Below are 19,924 nucleotides of genomic sequence, written 5' to 3' on the forward strand. Positions count from 1 at the left end.
GCCGACTGAGGTGGGGGGTGCGTGCTTCGCCTCTTGATTTAAGGAGTGAGGTAAGGGGGTGTCAATACTTTGGTACGGACCAGCATTTCGGGTTCGGCTCAGGCCTCCCGGGAGTCGCGCCGGTTCCGGAAGCGACGGCGTGGGTGCACGGCCCGGCCCATCCGCCGCCCCAGCAGCAGATAACCCACCAGCGCGCCACTGGTGTTGAGGATGACGTCGTCGATGTCGAAGGCGCGCCCGGTGATGAACGCACCCTGGGCCAGTTCCACGAGGAGCATCACCGCCGCGGTGAGCAGCACCACGCGCAGGATCCCGCGGGTGCGGGGGACGAGGACCGGCAGCAGCACGCCGAAAGGCACACCGAGCAGGATGTTCCCGCCGATCTGCTTCACGGCGTCACGCAGCGCCGGCTGGTCGAGGTAGGCACGCAGGGACCGGCCGGGGTGCAGATTGGTGTGGATCAGAGCCTTCGACGCCGGGGACGGCTCCAGCGTCAGCCGGGCCAGGGCGACCGCGAACGCCACCATGGCCACGAAGGCCAGCAGCATGACCAGCAGCCGGACCAGCAGCGGGAGCGACCTGCGCTGATCCTTGGCCGGTGCGGTGCGGGTGTTCCTGGCCGGTTTCCCCGGACGGCGGCGGAAGGCCTTCGCCTTGTCCCCGGACGGTGTCTTGCGCTTGCCCTGAGCGGACGCCTTTCCCTTGTCCTGTGGGCGGCCGGATTTCCCGGCACGCGTGCCCAACGCCGTACGGATCACTTGATCCTCCACGTTTCAACATTTCTCTGGTCGAAGGCTGTTACCCGCGATGCCGTGCACCACTCGTGTCAGGTGCCGTAGGTGACGGTCACGTCGGTGAAGCCGAGGGAGCGCAGCAGGCCGTCGAGCATGCTGGTGGTGTTCTTCTCGGCCCGTGCCGTCAGATGGCTGTCCTTCGCGGCGTCGCCGATGTGCTTCGCCGCGAGTTTCTGCACGGACCGCTCGCTGTTCGGGTTGTCGGAGAAGAAGTCGCCGAGCCGGTCCAGCAGACCGCGCTGTTTGGAGACGGCGTACGAGCGGTTGGGGTCGAGGGCGGGTTTGCCGAGCACCGCGTGCGGCAGCCGCAGGGTGGCCGAGGTCCGGTCGGAGTTGACCGTCACGTCGTTCTTCGCGAGCGACCCGAGGTCGACGTACGCGTCGACCGTACCGGCGCCCACGTAGAGCGTGCGGGAGCCGCGGATGGCGTCGGGCAGGAACTTCGCGTCCTTCTCCAGATCGACCACCACCTGGAAGTTGCCCGACGCGGCGTCGTAGCGGCTCATGTCCTGGATCGACTGCAGGAGCGTGGGCCCGGAGCGGTCGTGCGTCTCCGTGCCGAACAGATCGCGCAGCCCCGGGAGAACGGCCAGCCGCAGCCCGGCGAACAGCACCACGAGCACCAGTACCACGGCGGTGATCACCTTGGCCCACACGGGCATGCGTTTGATGGACGTCGTCATGTCGACGGCCCTCCTTCCTGCTCCACGGATGCCCGCCAATCCCGTTGCTAGACCCTTCCGTTGGCGGCCCAATATCAGTGCGGGGTGCACGGGTTTCCGTGGCGGGGCAGGTGCGGGGGCAGGAAGGGTGAGCTCCCGGCCCCCGCGGCGACCGCCGGACTACACGCGCCGGTCGCCCGACGGGCGTGACCACCAGACGCCTTCCCCGTGGGTGAGCCCCGGCAGCCGCAGCTCCATGTCCCGCACCCGCCGGGCCGGCAGCTCGCCGGTGACCAGCCAGGAGGTGCGCCCACCGGTGGTCTCCCCGAACTCGGCTCCCATTGAGGCGAGTTGCGCGGTCACCGGGGCCAGCGCGTCGAGCGGGACCTCCACCTCGAAGGTGTGACAGGGCTCGTACACCCGCGTTCCCGCCCGCTCCAGCGCGCGCCGCAGCACGAGGGGGGTGAGGCCCCGGAAGTCGGCGGCCGTACTGAGCGGTGCGACGAATCCGGAGCGGATCAGGGTGACGCGGTAGTCCGTCACCGGCCGGTCGTGCGGACCGGCGAGCAGGGTCGCGTGGACGGCGTCCTCGATCGCCTGGTGGAAGGCGCGCGGAAGAGCGCCGAGTTCGGTCTCGTACGTGAAGACACCGCCCGAACCGAGCGGTCCCGGCCCGATGCGCAGGCCCACGGTCGCCCAGTACCCGAGGTGATCGTGTCGCTGGATCTCCTCGCACGCCTCCCCGGTGCCGTCCGGCCGCTCCAGGAACCGCACCCGGCTCGGTTCGAACTCCGTCTCGATGCCGAAGTCCTGGGCGAGCGTAGCCGCGAGGACTTCCAGCTGGACCTCGCCGTAGAGGAGCAGCGAGGTGGCACCGGAGGGGGCGGGGCGGGCCCGCAGCAGCGGGTCCTGGTCGGCCAGGGCGAGCAGTGCCGAGCGCAGCGGGGCGGCCTGGTGCGGGTGCTTCGCCCGGACCACCGTCTCCAGCGTCGGCGCGGCGAACTGCGGCGTACGGTCGGTGGCGTCACCGAGCCGGTCGCCTACACGGACGCCGCTCACGCCGCGGAGCGCGGCGATGTCGCCCGCGGTGAGGGCGGCCGCCCCGGGCCGCCCGACGACGTCCAGTTCACGTGCGCGGCCGGGCACCGGGCAGGTGCGGCCGTCGGCCTCGCGCCGCAGGAACGTGAGCCGCTGACGCCGCGTCACCTCGCCCTCGTACAGGCGCAGATAGGCGGTGCGCTCACCGCCGGGGCCGGACCGTACGGCGAAGACCGTGCCGCGCGGCTGTCCGGAGTCGGGAGCCGGCGGCCGTGGCACCATCCGCACCAGCGCCTCGACGAGCTCGGGAACACCCTGGCCGCCCAGGGCGGATCCGAAGAGGACCGGATGGAGGGAGCCGTCGGCGGTGCGCGCGGTGAGGGCGGCGTCCAGCGCCTGCGGGGTCGGCGCGGGACCGTCCACGACCCCGGCGAGGACGTGCGCGTCCACCTCCGCGAGTGTGCCGATCGCCGACTCGTCGAGCGGACGCGGTACGACACGGGCGTGGGGTCCACCGATGTCCCGCACACGGGTGAGCGGGACGACGTACGGGGTGAGACGGCGCCGGACGTCGTCGAGCAGCGCCTCCTCCCGCGCTCCCGTCCGGTCGATCTTGTTGACGAAGACGAGCGTGGGCAGCCGGAGCCGTCGCAGGGTCCGCATGAGCACGCGGGTCTGCGCCTGCACGCCCTCCACGGCGGAGAGCAGCAGTACGGCGCCGTCCAGGACCTCCAGGGCCCGCTCGACCTCGGCGATGAAGTCGGAGTGCCCGGGGGTGTCGATCAGGTTGATCTGGACGTCACCGACGGTGAAGGCGGCGACGGCCGAGCGGATGGTGATGCCGCGCCGGCGCTCGATCTCGCCGTCGTCGGTGCGGGTGTCGCCCGCGTCGACACTGCCGAGCCGGTCGAGGGCGCCGCCGTCGAACAGCAGCCGCTCGGTGAGGCTGGTCTTACCGGCGTCGACGTGGGCCAGAATGCCGATGTTCAGGGTGTGCATGCGTGGTGCGGTCCTCGGGGATGGTCGTCCGGCGGGGGTGTTGAGACGTTCCGAGGAATCGGCGCATGTCGTTCTCCACGAGGGTGAGGAGCGCGGGGCGGGACCATCATGGCGTGCGGACGGTGACTGTGCGCAACCGGTTTTCCCCGGTGGGGTACCCGGTCGGGGCCCAGTACGATGAAGCACGCATCCCGGCGATCATGCCAGCCGGCGGCGCACCCGGTTCGATCTTGCGAGGAGCGGTCGTGCGTGACATCGCCGTGTTCAGCGGTAGTGCCCATCCCGAGCTGGCGGCAGAGGTCTGCGCGCATCTCGGCGTGCCCCTCAGCCCGACCCGGGTCAGCCGGTTCGCCAACGACTGCCTGGAGGTGCAGCTCCAGGCCAACTGCCGTGAGCGTGACGTGTTCCTCGTGCAGCCGCTCGTCACTCCGGTGCAGGAACACCTGGTGGAGCTGCTGATGATGTGCGACGCGGCCAGGGGGGCGTCCGCCGGGCGGATCACGGTGGTGATGCCACATTACTCGTATGCACGTTCGGACAAGAAGGACATGCCGCGGATCTCCATGGGCGGGCGGCTGGTGGCCGACCTGCTGGTGGCGGCCGGGGCGAGCCGGGTGCTGGCGATGACGCTGCACTCCCCGCAGGTCCACGGATTCTTCTCGGTGCCGGTCGACCATCTGCACGCGCTGCGCGAGCTGGCCGCGCACTTCCGCAGGCACGACCTGTCCCGTACGACGGTGGTGTCGCCCGATCTGGGCAACGCCAAGGAGGCGGCGGCCTTCGCGAGGCTGATCGGCGCCCAGGTGGCGGCCGGTGCCAAGCAGCGGTTCGCCGACGACCGGGTGAGCATCAGCTCCGTCATCGGTGAGATCGCCGGACGCGATGTCATCGTGCTCGACGACGAGATCGCCAAGGGCAGCACCGTTCTCGAACTGCTGGAGCGGCTGCGGGAGTTGGGGCCGCGCTCGATCCGGGTCGCCTGCACCCACGGGCTGTTCGCGGCGGGCGCGCTCAAGCGGCTCAGCGAGCAGGAGGACGTGCTGGAGATCGTGTGCACCAACACCGTGCCCGTGCCGCACGAGGAGCACACCGAGAAGCTGAGCATCCTGTCCATCGCCCCGGCACTCGCGGAGGCCGTGCGGCGCATTCACAACGGTGAGTCCGTCAGCGCCCTGTTCGACGCGCCTCAGAGCGAATAGGCGCGAGAAAGAGGGACTTGGCAAGCAAGCCTGTCCCTCGGCAATACATCAGCCCTCGTGGCGCGTGACCTCGGGGGACGGGCAGTCCGGCGGGCGGACCGGCCCAGCGTGCGGACCGCCGTCATGACCGGCCTGCTCCGGGCGAAGTTCGGCCCAGCGCACATGGAGCCGTCGCGGGTTTCCCCGCGCAACGGGAGCTGAGGCGGGACCGCAGCCTGGTCCGCGTACGGGGCGGCGACGGCCGCCGCGGGGGTGGTGTTGAATATGGCGCCATGAGCGAGAGCGGGCGTGCGGCGAGCCGGACGGCGGTGCTGGTCTGCCAGGGGCGGGCGGCCGCGAACGGGAGGGCCGCCACCGGCCGGTTCGCGGATCCGGTGGCTGTACGGCTGCTGCGCGTCGCGGAACGTACGCCCGTGGACGAGGTGCGCGCGAACACTCCGCCGAAGGGCTGGCGGGAGCGCACCGGGTACGAGAGTGTGCGGGCGTGCGCAGAGGTCGTCGTGCCGCGGACGGTCGCGATCGACGAGGCCCTGTGCGCCCGCGTGAGCGGCCAGCTCGTGATCCTCGGAGCCGGTCTGGATACGCGCGCGTGGCGTCTGCCCGAGCTCGCGCGGACAGATGTGTGGGAGGTCGACCATCCGGCCTCCCAGCAGGACAAGCGCGCCCGCCTCGCCGAGGCCACGTCAGTCCTCGGAGGACCGGAGGAGAGCAGTCGCCCCGCCGCCGAGCTGCCGGCCGTCGCCCGTTCCGTGCGGTTCACGCCGGTCGATTTCGCCGTCGATGACCTCGGTGCGGCGTTGGATGCCGCCGGGCACAACCCCTCCTCGCCGACGACATGGCTGTGGGAGGGCGTCGTCCCGTACCTCACGCGCGACGAGGTGCGCGCCACGGTCGCCGCACTCGCAGCCCGGACGGTCCCGGGCAGCGCACTCGTCGTCAACTACCAGGCGCCGTCGGCGAGGGCGGCCGCAGGCCGGCTGCTGACACGCGTGCTCGGCAGTTCCGTCACCTCGGGCGAGCCGTGGCGCTCGCTGTGGACGCCGCAGCGGATGGCCGCACTGCTCGCGGAGTACGGCCTGCGGGTGGTGTCGGACGACAACCTCCTCACCGTCGCACACACCCTCGGCAGCCCGGCACGCGGGCGGAAATCCTTGCAGTCAGGTCGCGTAGCCGTCGCGGAGAGCCACTGACGTGCGGATTTGATCTGACGTACCACCCCGGTCAGGAGACAGCCTCCAGAGGCGACTTCGGCCTCTTCTCCACCCGGACGGCTGCCGACGAATGCGGTCCGGGGTCGGCGGGGCCGCCGTCATACGGTGCCCGACGCCGCCTCCGGCTGCCCCAGCGCCTCGTCGAGCGACGCGGAGGGCGGCAGGAGGCGGTCGAGGCCGGTCACCCGCAGCATGCGCAGGGTGAGCGGACGGTCGCAGACCAGGTGCAGCCGTCCGCCCCGGGCCAGCACCCGGCTCCTGGCCCGGTACAGCAGGCGCAGCCCCGAGCAGTCGAAGAACTCGACGGGCCGCAGGTCGATCACGACCCGTGGCTCCGGCCGACCGGTGGCCGAGTCCAGGTACGGCGTGATCGCCAGGGCGGTGAGGATGTCGATCTCCCCGTGGAGTTCCAGCACGGTGTGGCCGCGGTCCCGACGGACGCGCAGATGCCGGTGCGGCGGCGCGGGGTCGTGGGTCACGACGACATCGCCTCCAACCGGCTGCTGAACCGCTCCTGATGGCCGGGGACCCACAACTCCGGCCCCTGCTCTGCAAGTTACCCTCGTTGGAGTGAATTTCAGCATGTTCGATTGACATATGTCTTCGATTTGGGCGACGAGTCCTCGAGTCGTCTGTTCGGTGCGCACGTCGGGCGGTGGGGGGACCGGGTGGTGCGGAGGAATCACGGGGCATGGGCACGGGCGGGATGATCGCGCCCGTGCCCACGTTCGGCGTCAGTCGGCCAGCAGCACCAGCTTGCCCACGGTCCGGCCGGTGTCTCCCAGTGCGTGCGCCTCGGCGGCATCGGCCAGGGGGAACGTACCGGCGATCGTCGCGTGCAGCAGGCCCTTGTCGACGAGATCCGCGATCGCCCGCATGCCCGCGTGGTCGGCCTCCACCAGCATCCGCGCCGCCCGTACGCCCAGCCGCGCGGCCTCCTCGTACAGCTCCTCCGGGCCCACCGGCAGGATCGACACCACGATCCCGCCCTCGCGCAGCACCCGCAGTGACTGGAAGGTGTTGTCGTCGCCGATCGTGTCGAGGACCACGTCGACGTCCCGGACGGCCTCGGTGAAGTCGGTCTCCCGGTAGTCGATCAGCTCGTCCGCGCCCAGCTTGCGCAGGAACTCGTGCTTGCCCGCGCTCGCGGTGCCGATCACATACGCGCCCCGCGCCTTGGCGATCTGCACGGCCACATGCCCCACTCCGCCGGCGGCCGCGTGGATCAGTACGCGCTGCCCGGGCCGTACATCGGCCGTCTCGACGAGTGCCTGCCAGGCGGTGAGGGAGACCAGCGGCAGCGCGCCGGCCTCCGCGTGGTCGATGCCGGCCGGCTTGCGCACGAAGGAACGCGCGGGAGCGGTCACGTACTCGGCGTGCGAGCCGTGCCCGAACGGGTAGGGCAGCATGCCGAAGACCTCGTCGCCCGGCGCGTGGATGGTGACGCCGATACCGACGGCCTCCACCACACCGGACACGTCCCAGCCCAGGACGAAGGGCGGCTCGCCCAGGAACAGGCCCGACGCCCGGTGCTTCCAGTCGGTCGGGTTGAGCCCGGCCGCCCGCACCCGCACCAGCACCTCGCTGGGCCCGGGAACCGGTCGCTCCACTTGTACTTCCTTGAGGACCTCGGGTCCGCCGAGAACGTCCTGACTGATCGCGCGCATCGTGTTCTTAGTACTCATGACACCCAGCCTGCCGGGGCCGGACGCTCCGTGAAATGGCACGATTGCCAATCTCCGATAGGATCGTGCCATGCGGCATGTGGAGAGAGTGGTCGTCCTGGCGCTCGACGGCGTCTACCCCTTCGAGCTCGGCATCCCCAGCCGGATCCTCGGTGCGGCGGACGGCCGGTACGAGGTGTTGACCTGCACCGTCGACGGCGAGCCGGTGCGCAGCAACGCGGACTTCTCGATCACCGTCGAGCACGGCCCCGAGGTGCTGCGCACGGCGGACACGGTGGTGATCCCGGCCATCACGCCTTCGAGCGTCACCGCGGAGCTGCCCGCCGAGGTCGCCGCGGCGCTCGCGCTCATCCGGCCGGGCACCCGTCTCGTCTCCATCTGCACCGGCGCGTTCGTGCTGGCGGCGGCCGGGCTCCTGGAAGGCCGGCGGGCGACCACGCACTGGCAGCTCGCCGACGAGTTCCGCCGTACGTATCCCGGGGTGGACCTGGATCCGGACGTCCTCTTCGTGGACGACGGCACGGTCCTCACGTCCGCCGGTGCCGCCTCCGGGGTCGACATCTGCCTGCACATCCTGCGCAAGGACCACGGCAGCGAGCTGGCCAACAGTGTGGCCCGGCGCTGTGTGGTGCCGCCCTGGCGCGACGGCGGTCAGGCCCAGTACATCGAGCAGCCCGTTCCCGACCCCGTGGCGACCAGCACGGCCGCGACCCGTGTGTGGGCACTGGCCCGCCTGGGTGATCCGCTGTCCCTGGCCGACCTCGCCGGTCACGCCCGGATGAGCCTGCGCACCTTCGCCCGGCGTTTCCAGGACGAGGTGGGTCTCAGCCCCGGCCGCTGGCTCATCCAGCAGCGCGTCACCCGGGCCCGTCATCTGCTGGAGGCCAGCGACCTCTCGGTCGACCAGATCGCCGGCGAGGTCGGCTTCGCGACCGGCACCTCCCTGCGTCAGCACCTGCACGCGGCGATCGGCGTCTCGCCGCAGGCCTATCGCCGTACGTTCCACGCGGCCCGTTGACCTGACGGACGAACGGCCCTTCGTCGTACGAGCCACGCGCGTGGCTCGTACGACGAAGGGCCGTTCGGCGTTTCCCCGACGCTCTTTCGTGCCGGGTGCTCCCTCTTCGCGTCCGAGTCGACGCCCTCTTCGCCGGTGAGCGTTCCGGGCCGGCTCTGCCATGTGCGGGCCACGCGGCACGGTCATGGCGCATCTGGATGATGTGCGTCATGCACCCATGCCCGGTGCGGGAGCTTTCCGCGATCTTCGGTTGACTTTCGGGGCGACTCGCGTCATTTTGATTTCTGGATGTTTCGTATCATCCACAATGGAGTGGAAACCGCGTCGCTCGCCGCATGCGCCGCCCTGGGGACAGGTCTGCCGACTGCCCGCTTCGAGGGCGAGGCCCGTACGGAGCGCCGAGGTGTCGCGAACCGCAGGCCGCGGAGGAGCGCCTCTTCGGCCGGCAGCCGCGGTCCGCCTGCCAGCGATCGCGTCCTGGCCCGTCACAGCAGTGAATCCCGCACATGAGGACCAACCCCATGACCAGTCCAGCCACCCGCCCGGACGTGAAGCGGGGAACCATCCCCGTCTTCGCCACGGCGACTGCCATCACCGTTTCCAACATCTACTTCACCCAGCCGCTCCTCGACGAGATCGCCCGGGGCTTCCACACATCGTCCTCAACTGCCGCACTGGTGGCCACGACAGGGCAGATCGGCTACGCGCTGGGCATCATCGCCATCGTGCCGCTCGCTGACGGCGTACGGCTTCGCCGCCTGTCGACCCTGCTGCTGGTCGTCACCGCCGCGGCCCTCCTCGCGGGCGCCGCCGCCCCGTCGATCGCCCTGCTGAGCATGGCCACCCTCGTACTCTCCGCCAGCACCGTCCTCCCGCAGGTCATCATGCCGACCATCGTCTCCATGGCGACTCCGGGCCATGCCGGCCGGGTCCTCGGGGCGGTGGGGACCGGCCTGACGATGGGAGCCCTGCTCTCGCGCACAGCCTCCGGCCTCATCGCCGAGGCCACCGGAACCTGGCGGGCCGGCTTCGCCGTCGCCGCCGTGGCCACCGGCGCCTTGCTCCTGGTCCTGCCGCGCTACATGCCCGCCGAGCCGCCGTCCCCGGCCGGACCACGGCAGAGCTATCTCCGCCTGCTGGCTTCACTTCCCAGGCTGGTCACCGAGCACGCGCCGCTGCGGCTTTCGGCCGCGTTGGGAGCGACGGTCTTCGCGGCCTTCTCCGCCTTCTGGTCGTCACTCGCCTTCCACCTCACCGAGGCCCCGATCGCGCTGGGACCCGCAGTCATCGGCCTCTTCGGCCTGTTCAGCGTCCCCGGAGCACTGGCCGCCCGCTACTCGGGGCGACTCACCGACCGCTGGGGCGCGCGAAGGGTCAACGCCCTGGCGCTCACGTCGACGCTGCTCGCCTTCGCCCTGTTCGGGTTCGCCGGCCAGTCGCTGATCGCCCTCGCCGTCGGCTGCAACCTTCTCGGCTACGGGACCACCAGCGGCCAGATAGCCAACCAGGCGCGTATCTTCGGCGCGCAGCCCGCGATCAGGGCCCGCCTCAACACCGTCTACATCTTCGCGGTGTTCGCCGGAGGCGCCCTCGGATCCGCCGTCGCCGGGGTGATGTTCTCCGCGTTCGGATGGGGCGGCGTGGTGGGCAGCGGACTGGGCTTCGTGCTGCTCGCGGGAATCGTCCTCGTCCGGCACGCCGTGCACGTCCGCCGAGGCGGCGACCGTACGGCCGTGGTCGCCGGCGCTGTCCGGGAGGAGGAGGACATCCGCAACCGGGCGGCGATCAGCGCGAGTTGGGAATGAATCCGCGGCGGCCGCATGTTGACCACCGCCGACCGACTCTCCTCCCCAGGGAAGAAGGCAGGCCCGTGACGTCCTCGCCGACCACTATGCGCGCTGTCCAGCTCTCCGCCCCCGGCCCTGTGGACAATCTGCGTCTGATCACACTCCCGCTCCCGCCCCGGCGGGACGGCTGGGTACGCATCCGCGTCGAGGCGTTCGGCCTCAACCGCTCGGAGCTGAAACTTCGACTGGGTCTGAGCGTGGGCGTCGGCTTTCCCCGAGTGCCGGGTATCGAGGCCGTGGGCACCGTCGACGCGGCTCCGGCCGGCAGTGGGCTGGCCGTGGGGCAGAAGGTCGTCGCGATGATGGGGGACATGGGGCGCACCTACGACGGCGGCTACGCCGAGTACACGTCCGTGCCGCTGGCCCAGGTCATCCCCGTCGACACCGACCTGCCCTGGGAGTCGCTGGGCGCCCTGCCGGAGATGGTGCAGACCGCGTACGGCTCGCTCACCGTCGGTCTGGACCTGCGGCCCGGTCAGTCCGTGCTGATCCGCGGCGGCACCTCCTCGGTGGGCCTGGCGGCCGCCGCGCTGGCCACCTGGCGCGGCGCCACGGTGCTGGCCACCACCCGGCGGCCCGGCCGCCTGGCCTCGCTGAAGCGGCACGGTGTCGACCACCCGCTGCTCGACACCGGCGAGGTCGCGCCCGCGGTGCGCGAGCTGTACCCGGACGGCGTCGACGCCGCCCTCGATCTCGTCGGCACTCCGACCCTGCCCGACACACTGCGCGCGGTGCGCGTGCACGGCACGGCCTGCTTCGGCGGCAGCCTCTCCAACCAGTGGACGGTGCGCGACTTCTCCCCGAACGAGTACCTGCCGAGAGGGGTGCGCCTGGCGGGTTACTTCGGCGACGCCGCCGACCTGCCGCGGGAGGCCTTCCAGGAGATCCTCGACGCGGTCGCGGCCGGCCGGCTGGCCTTCCCCGTGGACCGCGTCTACGACGGCCTGGAGCAGGTGCCGCAGGCCCACGACGACATGGAGCACGACCGCGCCACCGGCAAACTCGTCGTCCGGGTCCGGCATGAGGTGGGCGTGGTGTCCAGTACCTAGTGCGCGGTGTGCGACGAGCCGCTGTCGAGGACGACGTGGATCTCCTAGCTGGGTGCGATGGCCAGGTCGAGTCGTTCCAGGAAGGCGGTGAAGTCCTGTCCGTTCGGCGTCCCGCAGGCCGTTCAGGCCCAGGGCAGCGAACCGGCCGCGCCACTTGCGCACTGTCTTGACGCTGACGTCCAGTCCCGAGCGATCGCACTGTTGGCAATCCCGTCTGCCGCCGCAAGCACGATCCGGGCACGCAGTACCGCCCGCACCTCGGACTTGGCTGAAGCCACCGTCCTCACGAGTCGCTCGCGGACCTGCCGATCAAGCGCCACGGAAACTGCTGTACCAATCCGTTGCCCACCATGCACCGCCAACGATCATGACGGGCTGCGTCCGCGCCGGATCAGCCCCCTTCGGGCCATCACTCCATCTCGGAATCCGGAGGCCACCAGTCGACGTCCTCGGTCGAGAAATCACCGATGGAGACATCGTGGACAAACGACGCCCAGAACGCCCCCTGAGCCTCATAGGGTTCGGAGTCGATCTGCCGAAAGACGGTCTCGAGACGGTTCGCGACCTGCACGTGCTCCTTTGGCGTACTCGGTCTCGCAGTAGTACAGGACCGTGCCACTCCCGACGGCCCGACCGGCGTCGAGGAGCAGTCCGTAGTGCCCGTCCGCTTCGGCCAGGACGGGGATCCACGAAGGTTTCCAATAGTCCGTATCGCCGATGTCATCGGCGATACGGAGGAACTGCCGGTGGTGGTCGACGATGCTCCGGCAGTCGAGAAAGACCTTGCCGACGGGAAAGATGTCGGAGTCCAGGTTAGGGGTCGGTGGCCGGGGGGTTGAGTGCCTGCGCGCCGGCAGGGGCATGGTCCCGCAGCCATCGGCGGATCCTGCTCCACGGTGAGGTGACGTCGTCTATGTACGGCATGGACATCTCCGGCTTCGAGAGCCAGTCCACCGCGAGAGTGGCACTGGCGAGATCCTCTGATCCGCCGGAGGCTACGACAGACCACTGACAATCGAGTCACCGCGGGATCGCCCGGGGTTCACGGACGGGTTCTCAGCGCCCGTGCCAAGTGTTCTGTGGCGAGGTGATGGTGGACGTCGTGGTCAGGATTCCGTGGGCCGAGCGGCCAGGATTCCGCTGAGCGGACCCGTGGACTGGCTTCGTCGTCCGTCAGTACAACCTCGGCCATGTCCTCGACCGGGATGCTGAACCGGGGATAGGCGAGCTACTCCGACACGTATAGCGCCGGGTGTCGAAGACGGTGCGGCCACCGATCAGCCCGCGGATGCGCCGCGGTACGGGCTCCACGTGTCCGATCGGGGCGATCACGGACGCGGGCGTGCGTCGCCGCCGTGGCGGACGCGGCCCTCAGTGCGGCGTGGTGACCGGTCGCCCCCGAGACGAAGGCCGCCGCCGCATCCGGTGTGCGGTGCGGGAGCGGCCTTCGCGGGAGGCAGGGCCCCGGCAGTGGAGCCACGCCGGGGCGGGACTACTGCTGCTGGGCGACCCAGTCGGCGAAACGCACCTTGCCGATGCGGACGTCGGGGCCGGGGAGCAGGGTGGTCTCCTGCAGCTGGGCGCCGAAGTAGGGAGCCTTGGGGTCGGCGACGACCGTACGGGGGTCGTTCTTGGCCGCGAGGCCCTTGCTGATCAGCTCGTCCAGCTGGAACGTGTCGGGACCGGCCACCTCGACCACGCCGTTGACCGGTGCGCCGACGGCGGTGGCGCCCACGGTGGCGGCGACGTCGTCGGAGTGGACGGGGCGGATCCCGACCGGGGCGAGGTGCACGGTGTCGCCCTGGGTGCCCGACTCCGCGATGCCCTTCATGAACTCGAAGAACTGCGTGGCGTGAACGATGGAGTAGGGAATCCCGGACTCCTTGATCAGCCCCTCCTGCACCTGCTTGGCACGGAAGTAGCCGCTCTCCTGCAGGCGTTCGGTGCCGACCACGGACAGCGCGACATGGTGGGTCACGCCGGCCTCCTTCTCGGCCTTCAGGAGGTTCGTGGTGGAGGTACGGAAGAACTCCATGACGTCGTCGTCCGCGAACGAGGGGGAGTTGGAGACGTCCACCACCACCTGGGCTCCGCGCAGGACTTCGGCCACGCCCTCACCCGTCAGTGTGTTCACACCGCTGTTGGGAGAGGCCGGCACCGCCTCGTGGCCGTGTTCGGCGAGTTTGCCCACCAGCTTCGATCCGATGAGTCCGGTTCCGCCGATGACTACAACCTTCATGATGGGGTCCTCTCGGATAGGTGCCGCTGTGCGGCGCGCCGCAGCCGGCGACGTGGTCCACCCCGGACAGGGGCTCGTTCGCACAGGTCGGCAGTGTCTGTACGAACAGAGACAGGGCAGCGGTGCTCCGTGTGACACCGCACTCGCCGTGCTTGCTCAGCGGAGTGGAGCCGGCACGCCGCGGCACCCTGCCACGCGCCGTCGACCATGTGACCCGGACAGGACCAGGCCCTGACCCGTGTCACAGATCCGCGGGTCACCCGGTCATCACGAAAACGGTCATGGCAACCGGAGACGGGGCCTCGCGGCCGGCCATGTGGATGATCTACGGAAGGTGCGACACAGTGTCGGACAAGGACTCAGCGCACGACCACGCGCACGGCGGGCACGGACACGGGAACGGCGAGGACGGGCCGAGCTGGACGCGGGCCGCGAAGATGCTGCAGGACGCGTCGCCGATCACCGTCCCCGAGGGTGCCTCGGCGATGACGATCCACGCCGAATGGGAGCCCGGCGATCCGGGAACCCCTCCGCACCGCCACTCGGGCCCGGCGTTCGGGTACGTCGTCGAGGGGGCGGTTCGCTTCGAGCTCGAAGGTGAGCCGGAGCGCGTGATCGAGGCCGGCGGTACGTTCTGGGAGCCCGGCGGCGACGCCATCCACTACCAGGACGGCAACGCGCTGGCCGACGCCCGAACCCGCTTCGTGGTGACCATGCTGTGCGCGCCGGGCAGGCCGATGCTCGAACTGGTCGACGAGGCAGAACTCGCCCAGCGTGCCCATCTGCGCGCCCCGCGCCCCACCACCTGACCCCGCGCCCCCTCACCCGGACCGATGGACCCGTCCGCTCGTGGGAGGGCGCGGCAGAGATCCCTTCATGAGGGCATCACTTGTCAAGTGATGCCACGTAGGGGCCGAGTTTGTCGGGGTTCATGACCCACATGATGCGTTCGATGCCGCGTTCCGAGGTGTCCACGGAGAGCAGGACCATCGGGTTTCCGTGGGACGAGACGAGGACGGCCGGGCTGCCGTTGCTCTCGACCCAGCGGATGTCCGTCTCCGGCCAGAATCGGGGGGCGAAGGCGACGAGGTACTTGGAGACGTGGGGACGGCCGACGACCGGGATCTTCGATGCCCCGCGGATGCCTCCGCCGTCGGCGTAGCTGACCACATCGGCACTGAGTACTTCCTCGAGGGCCGACAGGCTGCCTGTCTGGGCGGCGACGAGGAAGACTTCCAGCAGCCTGCGGTGAGCGTCGGGGCTGACCGGTTCCCTGCGCTCCGCCGACAGGTGTTTGCGGGCGCGGCTCACCAGCTGACGCGTGTTGGCTTCGCTGGTCTCGAGGATGTCCGCGATCTGTCCGTAGGGGTAGTCGAAGGCTTCCCGCAGGACGTAGGCGGCCCGTTCGACGGGGTTCAGCTTCTCCAGGATGAAGAGAACGGCCAGGTCGAGTGCCTCGGCCCGTTCCGCGCCCAACTGCGGGTCCACGCTGGTGTCGACCGGTTCCGGGAGCCAGGGTCCGATGTACGTCTCACGCCGCACTCTGGCGGACTGCGCGAGGTTGATGGCCAGGCGGGCGGTGACCGTGGCCAGGAACGCCGCGGGCTCGCGAATGTCGGTGCGGTCGGTGCTCTGCCACCGCAGCCAGGCCTCCTGGACGATGTCCTCGGCTTCCACGGCGCTGCCGAGCACGCGGTACGCGATACCGAAGAGCTGGGGACGGGCCGCGACGAAATCCCTCGTTGCCCGGTCTAGGGAGTCTGCGTCATCCCCGGCGTGCATAGGTGTCCTCCAGTTCGCGACCGCCACGACGCAAATATTCTCACGGACAAAAAATGTCCGAGTAAGGGGGGTGGTCTCTTCCGGCCCCGACGCTCACCCGAGTCGGCGCTGCCCCCGGCGGGGCGAGCCAGGTGAAGCTCGCGGTCACGGCCACCGAAAAGGTGCGGATCGCCACCGATCTCGTCGGGGCTGTCACAGATCCGGCGGCGATCCGGTCATACCTGCTGCTCCACCAACTGGCCAGGCGTTCAACGGCGGCCCGAGAACGCTGGGGGCCGCGACAGGCACGATGTACGCGCTCAAGGCACAGGCGCAGAGCCTGATGCGGACGCCTGACGGGGACGACACGACAGCCGGCCCGACCGTCGGGTGCATCGAACCCGAACTCCGCGGGTGAGCGCACGGCGCCGTTGACGCGTCCCGTGCCGCCCGCGTCGACCGGGCGGCGCGGGACCCGTCCCGCGGCGAGCGGAGTCAGTCGAAGAGGGCAACGAGTCCGTTCACCCAGATCGCGAGGAACGCGAGGACCGCCACCAGGCAGCCTGCCCCTGTCAGGAAGCAGGCGAAGCCACTTCGCCCGCTGTCCGCCTTCGAGCCGGGCGGCACCGTGTCCCAGTCGACAGGGCGTCCCATGTCATCGGAGCAGGCTGCCCGCACCGCCGCCAGTTGCTCCCTCGCGAACGTCGATCGGGCAAGCGACTCGGGGCCGTGCCACGCAAGGGCGCGCATCCGCTGCGGAGGTGTGCGGTATCTCGCCTCGAAGGCGGAGGTCTCAGCGGCGTCCCGGTCCTGCTCGAGGTACATCCAGCGACCGGCCTCCGCGGGGTCCCCGTACAGGCGGTACACCTCGGCCAGGCGGCGGCGAAGCTTCAGGTCGTTCGGAAAGGACGACACCAGCCCGCGCAGGCGCTGGCGCGCTACCGGAACCCGGCCGGCGGCAAGGTCCGCGTCGACTCGGGCAAGGGTGTCTCTGAGAGGCATACGCGCATGATCGTGTATCCCGGTGACCGCGGTCGACCTGGTTTCTCCTCTCAGCACTTGCCCGCGCGCCCCCGGTGGTCACATCGCGTGGCCACGGGCTTCGTACGGGTGAGGGGCCCGGCCCGGTGGCACGCCACCGGGCCGGGCCCCTCAAGGAGTGGGCGGGGCGGTCAGTTTGCGCCGTCTTCCCAGTGGTGGATGGCGGTGGTGGCGGTGACGTCGTTGGCGTAGACGAGTGCTACGCGGTGGTTGTACTGGATGGTGTACATCTTCTTGGCGCCGATGACGACTGCTCCGGAGGTGAAGTAGTCATCGGTGGCGGCCGGGGGCTGGGTGGCGACGTAGGCCTGGCCTGCCGGGACGGTGTACATGCTGAGGGGGGCCTGGGTGGAGGCGCCGAGGCCCGCGGGGTATTCCGACTTGTCGGGGTAGCTGGAGCCGTAGACGGCCGTGGGGGTGGTGCCCGCGGCCTTGATGATCTTCACTCCGTAGGCGCACTTGGTGTTCTGGCCGCCGGGGTTGTGGAACCACACCTCCGCGCCGCTGTACCAGATCGCGGTCCAGTCGCCCTGGACGTCGGCGACGACGAACTGCTGGCCGGTCTGCGCGGTGCTGCCCCAGTCGTTGATCCGGTTGGTGCCCGCGCCGGTGGGGTGGATGGCCTGGTCGCCGAAGAGCGGGGCGGTGGCGTCGGGGGCGGTGCGCAGGTACACGAAGTTCGACGCCTGCTGTTTGTCGGTGCAGGCGGGGGTGGAGCCGGTGGGGTCGTCGGCGGGGCAGACGTTGACGCTCTGCACGTTGTCGGCGAAGGACGGGTCGATGGTCACGACCGAGCCCACGGAGGGGACGGCGTGCACGCCGCTGAGGGGATGGCCGAGCAGGCGCATGAAGTGGTCCCAGTCCCAGCCGTTGCCCGGGTCCCAGTGCATGCCGGAGACCAGGGAGGAGTTGGGTCCGGCAACGTTGTCGTGCCCGATGATGTGCTGACGGTCCAGGGGTATCTGGAACCGGCCGGCGAGGTACTTGACGAGGTCGGCGGTGGCCTCGTACTGGGCCTCGGTGTACCAGGTGGCGCCCTCGGCCGCGTAGCCCTCGTGCTCGATGCCGATGGAGTGCAGGTTCGTGGAGTAGTTCCCGGCCTGGAAGGCGATGTCCTTGGTGGGCACCATCTGGGTCACCGCACCGTCCGAGGACCGCATCACGTAGTGCGTGGAGGCGGCGTTCTTCGGGTCGGAGAGGGTGTTGATCCCGGCCTGGTAGGTGGACTCCAGGTCGTGGATGACGATGGTGTCGATCCTGATGCCGTTGGCGGGCCGGTTGGAGACCTGGCCGCCGGCCGCGGAACCGGGCACGAACGTGCAGTCCACGCTGGCCGGGCATTCGGTGTCGGCGGTGGCCGCCGCCTTCAGGTGCAGCCGGTCCACCTGCGCGTCCTCGGGACGCACCTGCGGGGCGGCGGCCAGCCGGAGCCGCTGGCCGTTCTCCGTCACACCGGCCGCGCCGTCGCGGATGGTGTCGAAGACCCGGTCGGCGAAGCGAACCGCCGCCTGCTTCTGCGTCGACTGGCTGTAGCGGGCCACGGCTCCGTACCACTGGGAGGCGTCCGACGGCGTGCCGCCGGTCAACTTCTCCTGGTAGGAGGCGAGCAGTGCCGCACCGCCGCGGATGTTCGCGGCCGGATCCTTGCGCAGCGTCTCCACGGACAGGCCGGTCAGCTTCGCGGCGGCCTGCAGGGTGTGCAGGGCCGGCTGTGCGGCGAGCGAGGCGAGGTCGTCGCGTCCGGCGGCGCCGGCGTCGCCGCCGGCCATCATGGCGGGGGTCACGTCGGTGAGGTGCAGGGGCCCGAAGCCGCCGTCGGTGCTGGGCAGTTCGCCGTGCGACCGCCACCCCGACTCCTGGTAGGCCACGCCGAGCAGGACGTTGAGGGGGATGTGGTACTGGGCGGCGGCGGATGCGAAGTCCTGCTGCCGGGAGGCGTTGGCCGCGTCACCGGTGGTGTCGGCCAGCGCGGTGAACGGCAGGGTGGCCAGGCCGCCTGCGGCCAGTGCGCTGACGGCGATCACGGTCGAGAGCCGCAGCCGCTTCTTCCTCTGATGCAAGATGCTGATCCTTAGGGAAATTCGAGATGAGTGGTCGTCAAGTAGGCCACGACCAGGCGATCGAGCAGGAGGACGGATGTCGCCGACTCGATGCGCCGACAACTCTATGACCGGCGGGCTGAGCCAGTTGTGACATCTGCGGTACTCGATCCGGAGGTTCAGGACGGCTGCGGGTGGTCGTCGGTTCCACGTCCGGTGGTTGGACGTGCGGGTCCGGCCCGATCCGTGACGCGGGTGGTGCCGGGACGGGGTCTGCGCGGCAGGCCTCCGGCCTTTGAGAGTGGCGTCGGCCTGCTCGCCGACGGCTCGGAGACCGGGTAGTGCCGCTCGGCACTCGAGCGCACCGACTCGGAAGGGTCCGAGATCCTGCGCGGCCACCAGGGGTTCGCTGTCCGGGCGGTCTCCGTCACGCGGTTCAGCGCGTCGCTCGGCGATGTGATGGCTGTCACAAATCAGCGTGCCGTCCAGTCATTCAGGTATACGCAGAAAATCAAGTCAGCCCGATGTGCAACCGCAGCTTGGACTGAACGCCGTGGCACCCCCGGTGCCGCGAGAACCCCAGGATGGGAGGCGAGACGCCATGTTGCTCGAGGCCGACACATGCATCTGTCGAGGTGCATACGTGACCGTTTCTTCCGCATCGGAGAATCCACAGGATGCCGGCGGCTCCCTCACCGATTCGGGGTATTCCGCCGATGACCTGGCCGCCGAGGAGTGGCCCCCGCCGCCTTCCCCCGAGATGTGGCTGGTAGGTCTTGAGACACGCACCACGGATGGTCTGCCTGTCTGGCGGTACTACGTCGTGGATCACGCCCGCAGTTCCTGCCAGGCGTCCCAGGAGGCACTTCAGCGCGCCGACAGCGCTCCGGAGAGGGCTGCCTGGGGACGGCCCGGCGAGGCTGGTCGGATCGAGCGTGTCGAAGTCCAACGGATACTGCAGGACGTACTGGGGAACGTCACGCTCGCACGTCGCTCCTGAACTCCCCGACGCCCCAACTCCCCGACGTCCCAACTCCCCGACTCCCCGACTCCCGGGCGACAGCCTCCTCCGCGAGGACGTCCTGTCGGGGGAGGGCGGGGGCCCGGAATCCGCGTAGAGCCCTGAGCCCAGCGGTGCTCAGCCGTGGGGCATCCGGATGGCCCGATCCGTGGCCCCGATGTCCTGGACGCACCGGGCCGGCGCCGAGGCCGCCCCGCATGATGGAAGAGAGCCGGTCGGAGAGGTCTTCCCCGAAGAGGCCGGAGCGGCCGGCTCGGTCTCGCGGACGGCGTACGCCGGTCCGCCCCCGCACGGCAACGTGCGGGGGAGGAAGCGGGGGAA

17 protein-coding genes are annotated in these 19,924 nt (G+C 70.2%); 7 read left to right on the forward strand and 10 right to left on the reverse strand.

All coding sequences use genetic code 11. From position 1 onward, the window contains the following. Window positions 1-98: 98 nt before the first annotated feature. The 3 genes from HEP85_RS35370 to otr(A) all read right to left on the reverse strand — a co-directional run bounded on the left by HEP85_RS35370 (window position 99) and on the right by otr(A) (window position 3,493). Window positions 99-770 (reverse strand): VanZ family protein, encoded by a 672-nt coding sequence (locus tag HEP85_RS35370; RefSeq protein WP_248002203.1) that lies wholly within the window; start codon window positions 768-770, stop codon window positions 99-101. 56 nt (window positions 771-826) lie between these two features. Then, window positions 827-1,477, reverse strand: a complete 651-nt coding sequence (locus tag HEP85_RS35375) for a DUF4230 domain-containing protein (protein WP_168531576.1) — start codon at window positions 1,475-1,477, stop codon at window positions 827-829. Window positions 1,478-1,636: 159 nt separating this feature from the next. Next, entirely contained in the window at window positions 1,637-3,493 is a 1,857-nt protein-coding gene (gene otr(A) / locus HEP85_RS35380; RefSeq protein ID WP_168531577.1) for a tetracycline resistance ribosomal protection protein Otr(A), read from the reverse strand. 245 nt (window positions 3,494-3,738) lie between these two features. On the opposite strand from otr(A), the gene HEP85_RS35385 reads away from it, so the two are divergent. Both HEP85_RS35385 and HEP85_RS35390 read left to right on the forward strand, forming a co-directional pair. After that, window positions 3,739-4,692, forward strand: a complete 954-nt coding sequence (locus HEP85_RS35385; protein WP_168531578.1) for a ribose-phosphate pyrophosphokinase — start codon at window positions 3,739-3,741, stop codon at window positions 4,690-4,692. A 272-nt stretch (window positions 4,693-4,964) separates the two neighbouring features. Next, window positions 4,965-5,882 carry a class I SAM-dependent methyltransferase gene (locus HEP85_RS35390; protein WP_168531579.1) on the forward strand — a complete coding sequence of 306 codons (918 nt, stop codon included), beginning with the start codon at window positions 4,965-4,967 and terminating at the stop codon, window positions 5,880-5,882. Window positions 5,883-6,001: 119 nt separating this feature from the next. Here HEP85_RS35390 and HEP85_RS35395 read toward each other — a convergent pair whose 3' ends face one another. Beyond that, window positions 6,002-6,382 (reverse strand): anti-sigma factor antagonist, encoded by a 381-nt coding sequence (locus HEP85_RS35395; protein WP_248002204.1) that lies wholly within the window; start codon window positions 6,380-6,382, stop codon window positions 6,002-6,004. Window positions 6,383-6,637: 255 nt separating this feature from the next. Next, window positions 6,638-7,588: an NADP-dependent oxidoreductase gene (locus HEP85_RS35400; RefSeq protein WP_329528196.1), complete on the reverse strand. Its 951-nt coding sequence runs from the start codon at window positions 7,586-7,588 to the stop codon at window positions 6,638-6,640. Between the two features lie 70 nt (window positions 7,589-7,658). Here HEP85_RS35400 and HEP85_RS35405 point away from each other — a divergent pair, with 70 nt between their 5' ends. The 3 genes from HEP85_RS35405 to HEP85_RS35415 all read left to right on the forward strand — a co-directional run bounded on the left by HEP85_RS35405 (window position 7,659) and on the right by HEP85_RS35415 (window position 11,502). After that, window positions 7,659-8,606: a GlxA family transcriptional regulator gene (locus HEP85_RS35405; protein ID WP_168531580.1), complete on the forward strand. Its 948-nt coding sequence runs from the start codon at window positions 7,659-7,661 to the stop codon at window positions 8,604-8,606. A 521-nt stretch (window positions 8,607-9,127) separates the two neighbouring features. Then, window positions 9,128-10,411, forward strand: a complete 1,284-nt coding sequence (locus HEP85_RS35410) for an MFS transporter (protein WP_168531581.1) — start codon at window positions 9,128-9,130, stop codon at window positions 10,409-10,411. A gap of 86 nt (window positions 10,412-10,497) precedes the next feature. Next, window positions 10,498-11,502: a zinc-binding dehydrogenase gene (locus tag HEP85_RS35415; RefSeq protein ID WP_369658147.1), complete on the forward strand. Its 1,005-nt coding sequence runs from the start codon at window positions 10,498-10,500 to the stop codon at window positions 11,500-11,502. Between the two features lie 409 nt (window positions 11,503-11,911). On the opposite strand, the gene HEP85_RS35420 is transcribed toward HEP85_RS35415, so the two are convergent. Together HEP85_RS35420 and HEP85_RS35425 are read right to left on the reverse strand one after the other, a co-directional pair. Beyond that, window positions 11,912-12,073, reverse strand: a complete 162-nt coding sequence (locus HEP85_RS35420; RefSeq protein ID WP_168531582.1) for a hypothetical protein — start codon at window positions 12,071-12,073, stop codon at window positions 11,912-11,914. A 921-nt stretch (window positions 12,074-12,994) separates the two neighbouring features. Further along, on the reverse strand, window positions 12,995-13,741 hold the full coding sequence (locus tag HEP85_RS35425) for an SDR family oxidoreductase (protein WP_168531583.1): 747 nt from the start codon (window positions 13,739-13,741) through the stop codon (window positions 12,995-12,997). A 437-nt stretch (window positions 13,742-14,178) separates the two neighbouring features. Between HEP85_RS35425 and HEP85_RS35430 the strand changes: the two genes are divergently transcribed. Further along, window positions 14,179-14,550, forward strand: coding sequence for a cupin domain-containing protein (locus HEP85_RS35430; RefSeq protein WP_248002546.1), 372 nt, complete (start codon window positions 14,179-14,181; stop codon window positions 14,548-14,550). A gap of 76 nt (window positions 14,551-14,626) precedes the next feature. Here HEP85_RS35430 and HEP85_RS35435 read toward each other — a convergent pair whose 3' ends face one another. The 3 genes from HEP85_RS35435 to HEP85_RS35445 all read right to left on the reverse strand — a co-directional run bounded on the left by HEP85_RS35435 (window position 14,627) and on the right by HEP85_RS35445 (window position 18,603). Next, window positions 14,627-15,523: an RNA polymerase sigma-70 factor gene (locus HEP85_RS35435; protein WP_168531585.1), complete on the reverse strand. Its 897-nt coding sequence runs from the start codon at window positions 15,521-15,523 to the stop codon at window positions 14,627-14,629. 474 nt (window positions 15,524-15,997) lie between these two features. Further along, window positions 15,998-16,504, reverse strand: coding sequence for a DUF6584 family protein (locus HEP85_RS35440; protein WP_168531586.1), 507 nt, complete (start codon window positions 16,502-16,504; stop codon window positions 15,998-16,000). A 170-nt stretch (window positions 16,505-16,674) separates the two neighbouring features. Then, entirely contained in the window at window positions 16,675-18,603 is a 1,929-nt protein-coding gene (locus HEP85_RS35445; RefSeq protein ID WP_168531587.1) for an N-acetylmuramoyl-L-alanine amidase, read from the reverse strand. A gap of 622 nt (window positions 18,604-19,225) precedes the next feature. On the opposite strand from HEP85_RS35445, the gene HEP85_RS35450 reads away from it, so the two are divergent. Further along, complete coding sequence (locus HEP85_RS35450; protein WP_168531588.1) at window positions 19,226-19,582, forward strand: hypothetical protein; 357 nt, start codon at window positions 19,226-19,228, stop codon at window positions 19,580-19,582. The last annotated feature ends 342 nt before the right edge of the window (window positions 19,583-19,924 follow it).

Origin of the sequence: Streptomyces sp. RPA4-2 (assembly GCF_012273515.2) — a bacterium.
Lineage (GTDB): Bacteria > Actinomycetota > Actinomycetes > Streptomycetales > Streptomycetaceae > Streptomyces > Streptomyces kaempferi.